Raw genomic sequence first — 4,045 nt, 5'->3', positions numbered from 1 at the left:
GGGCCACCGCCGCGGGGGGGCGCTTCCCGCGCCCCCCGCGGCGGTCACTTGTCGCGCGGGTAGAGGCGCTCGACCTCGCCCTTGAGGTTGGCGCTCAGGTAGGCGCCGCCGTAGTCGTCGGCCAGGTAGACGCGGATCGTGGCCTTGTGGTCGATCAGGCCGGTGTCGATGATGATGTACCGGCTGGTGGGCGCGGGGACGCCCAGCTCCTTGTTCGCGCGGTCGATCAGCGCGGGCAGGGCATCCCAGTTGACCTCGTTCAGGTCGAGCACGGCGCGGTCGGCGTCGACCCCGTCCGGGCGCTCCTTGGTGGCCTTGCCGCCGACGGCGTACTCGAAGTTGTCGAACCCGTTCGGGACCGCCGTGGTCGGGGCGACGGCGGTGGCGCGCTCGGGCCACAGGGTCAGGTCGGAGACCTTGCTCGTGCCCATGACCTCGATGAACGCGGCGACGGCGGTGCGCGCGCCGTCCGGGGTGAGCAGGTCGGTCTTCGGGGCCGGGGTGTCCTCGGCTCCGGTCGGGTACGGGGTGTTGGCCGGGTTGCCCGCGACGCTGGTGCCGGGGGCGCCGGTCCGCTTCCCGGAACCGGCGTCCGCGCCGGAGCCGGAGCCGACCATCTTGACCACGACGACGGTGAGCGCGATGACCAGCACGACGCCGATCAGCGAGAACACCACGGCGCCGGTCTTCTTGCGCGGCGCGGGGAGCGGGGTCGGGTAGCCCGGCTGGTAGCCGTGCTGCGGGGCGCTCGACGGGTCCGACCGCCACTGCTGCTGGGGACCGCTGTGGGGACCGCTCGGGGGACCGCTGGAGAACCCGCCGGGCGGGGTGGCTGCGTAGTTCGGGCCGGGGGTGCCGCCCGCCGGGGTGGGTGGCCCGTACAGGCCGCCCGCGGGCGTGGCCGGGGCCCCGAAGCCGCCGACGGTCTCCCGCTCGGCCGCCGCGAACAGCTGGTCCAGGGCCTCGCCGCTGGGCCGCATCGCCGGGTCCTGCAGGAGCGCGGCGTTCAGCGCGGCCCCGAGCGCGCCCGCGCGGCGCGGCGGCGGGACCGGTTCGGTCATCACGGCGGCGAGCGTGGCCATGGTGGAGGCGCGGCGCATCGGGTGGTTGCCCTCGACGGCCACGTACAGCAGCATCGCCAGCGACCAGAAGTCCGAGGAGACCTGCGTCTCGTCGCCGCGCAGCCGCTCGGGCGCGATGTACTCGGGCGACCCGATGACCTCGCCGGTGGCGGTGAGCTGGGTCGAGCCCTGGAGCGCGGCGATGCCGAAGTCGGTGAGCACGGCGCTGCCGTCGGGGCGCAGCAGCACGTTGCCCGGCTTGACGTCCCGGTGCATGACCCCGGCGGCGTGCGCGGACCGCAGCGCGGCGAGCACGTCCCGCCCGATGCCCGCGGCCTCGGCGGGGCTCAGCACGCCCTGGCCCAGCCGGTCCTCCAGCGAGGTGCCCCTGACCAGCTCCATGACGATCCACGGGTAGGTCGAGCCGGGCAGGTCCACGATCTGGTAGATCGACACCACGTTGGGGTGCTGGAGGCGGGCGAGCGCGCGGGACTCGCGCAGCACCCGCTCGCGCAACTGCGCCGCCATGGCCGGGTTGCTCTCGACCTGGTCGGCGTCGGCGGGCCGCACCTCCTTGATGGCCACCTCGCGCTGCAACCCGAGGTCGAGCGCCCGCCACACCGTCCCCATGCCGCCGCTGCCCAGCCGCTCCAACAGCTCGAACCGGCCGTCGAGGATCCGCCCGGTGTGCTCTCGCTCAGACACCGGGCCACGCTAGCAACCTGCGCCGACAGGTGAGACGGGGATGGTCGGGTTGGTGTCGCGGCGGGTGGCCACGGCACACCCGACAACGGCACGACCGACAACGGGGTGTCCTGGATCACTGCCGACCAATGCCGCCCGCCGGAAGTGCGGGACCTATTTGTTGCCCGGAACAACGCACATCAAAGACGACACCAATTTCCACCCCCCTTCACAACGCTCGACAACACTTGTTCACAGTCACTCGAACGGCGGATCGTAGCGCGCAAAGCGACCGTTGTATGGTCGGTCGAGTTGCGTCGACAACAAAACAAACACCCCAGGGATGCAATTTATGAAACACGGTGAAAACCCGACTGAAAAACACCGAAAACACGCAGGTGGCACAAGGCCGGGGAGTTCGCGTTGAGGTGGGGCTTCCTCGGAGCCGGGGGCATCGCCCGCAATTCCCTCGCCCCCGCCGTGCGGGAGTCCAGGACAGCGGTGCTGCGCGCCGCGGCGGCACGCGACCCGGCCCGCGCCCGAGCGCTGGGGGCGGAGGTGACGCACGGGGACTACGCGGCGCTGCTGGCGGACCCGACCGTGGACGTCGTCTACGTCGCGCTGCACAACTCGGCGCACCGCGAGTGGACCGCGAAGGCGTTGCGAGCGGGCAAGCACGTGGTGTGCGAGAAGCCGATGGGGCTGACCGCCGCCGAGGTCGCGGAGCTGGCCTCGGAGGCGGCGGCGGCGGGGAAGATCCTGGTTGAGGCGTGTTGGAACCGCTGGCACCCCCGGACGCGGGCACTGCAGCGACTGCTGGGGGAGGGCGCGCTGGGCACGGTGCGGGAGGTGCGGTCCGGCTTCCGCGGGGGAAGGCCCCCCGAGGGCGACTACCGGCACGACCCCGCGCTCGGCGGCGGCGCGCTCTACGACGTGGGCTGCTACGCGATCGCCTGCGCCCTGCTCGCGTTCGACTGGCGGCTCCCCGCGGTGCGCGCCGCGCGGCAGGAGCTCGGCCCCACCGGGGTCGACGAGACCACGACGGCCGAACTCGTGTTCCCGGACGGGGTCGCCACCATCGAGTCCAGCCTCACCGGGCAACAGGACGAGTGGTTCTCGGCGATCGGTGACAAAGGCTCGGTCGAGCTGTCCTTTCCCGCTTTCACCGGAGGAGCGGGCCAGGTGGAGATGATTTACCGGAGCGAAACCGGCACGCGCACGGAGGCATATCCACCGATCAACCCCTACACCGTGATGGTCGATGAAGTTTCCGCAGCGTCGCGGGGGCGAGAAGCGTTTCTGGTCGGATTGGGGGAGACCGCGGCGGTCGCCGAGGTCATCGACTCGATCCGCGCCTCGGCACGCCGGTCGGCCTTCTCCGGCTGACCACCAACTGCGAGAGACTGGACGAGAACGATGCGCGCTTATTCCCTGCTCGCCCCCGGACTCATCGACCTGGTCGAAGTTCCCGAACCGCCCTGCGGGGATGACGAGGTGCTGCTGCGCACCGAGGCGGTTTCCCTCTGCTCCACGGACGTCTCGTACTTCCGGGGGCACCTGCGCCCCGAGTCGTGGCCGATCGTGCCGGGGCACGAGTACGTGGGGCGGGCCGTGGAGGTCGGCCGGTCGGTCACGGGCATCGCGCCCGGCGACCGCGTCGTGTACTGGGGGCAGACCGACTTCGGCGGCATGGCGGAGTACCGCGCCATCAGACCGCTGCTGCCGAACCAGCCCGGCGAGACCGGCTGGTACACCGAGCGCGGCTTCTACGACGCGCACCAGGCCGCTGCGGCGGTCGTCCCGGACGGGCTGCCCTCGCGGCTGGCCACGCTGGTCGAGCCGCTGACGTCCGTGCTGCGCTGCCTGCTGGTCAACCCGCCCAAGCCCGGTGACGTGTGCGTCGTGCTGGGCTGCGGCCCGAGCGCCCTGCTCGCCGTCCAGGTGCTGCGCAACCTGATGGGGGTGGGCCCGATCGTGGTTCTGGACAAGGACAGCGGGCGCATCGCGCTCGCCCGCGCCCTGGGCGCGGACCTGTCCTTCGACACCTCGACCCAGTCGGACGAGCTGGACGCGTTCGTGCGGGAGCACCACGACCACTTCGCCGACTACGTCGTGGACGCGCTGCCGCACGTCAGCGCCGACGCCACGCGCACCGACGTGCGGGAATCGGCGATGGGCCTGCTGCGCCCCGACGGCACGTACGTCGTGTACGGGGCGACCGCGCTGCCCCAGCAGATCAGCACCTGGCACCTGCTGGCCAAGGGGCTGCGGCTGCTGGCGACCCCGTTCGACGTGCGGGC

3 protein-coding genes are annotated in these 4,045 nt (G+C 72.1%); 2 read left to right on the top strand and 1 reads right to left on the bottom strand.

From position 1 onward, the window contains the following. Nucleotides 1-44 precede the first annotated feature (44 nt). On the bottom strand, nt 45-1,766 hold the full coding sequence (locus tag ACTUAL_RS03935; RefSeq protein ID WP_440899300.1) for a protein kinase domain-containing protein: 1,722 nt from the start codon (nt 1,764-1,766) through the stop codon (nt 45-47). A gap of 402 nt (nt 1,767-2,168) precedes the next feature. Here ACTUAL_RS03935 and ACTUAL_RS03930 point away from each other — a divergent pair, with 402 nt between their 5' ends. Beyond that, nucleotides 2,169-3,131, top strand: coding sequence for a Gfo/Idh/MocA family protein (locus ACTUAL_RS03930; RefSeq protein WP_440899299.1), 963 nt, complete (start codon nt 2,169-2,171; stop codon nt 3,129-3,131). 30 nt (nt 3,132-3,161) lie between these two features. Next, nucleotides 3,162-4,045, top strand: an 884-nt coding sequence (locus tag ACTUAL_RS03925) for a zinc-dependent alcohol dehydrogenase (RefSeq protein ID WP_440899298.1), incomplete at its 3' end; no start/stop codon positions are given.

It is taken from the genome of Actinosynnema sp., assembly GCF_052038725.1.
This window is presented reverse-complemented; position numbering and strand designations above follow the sequence as displayed.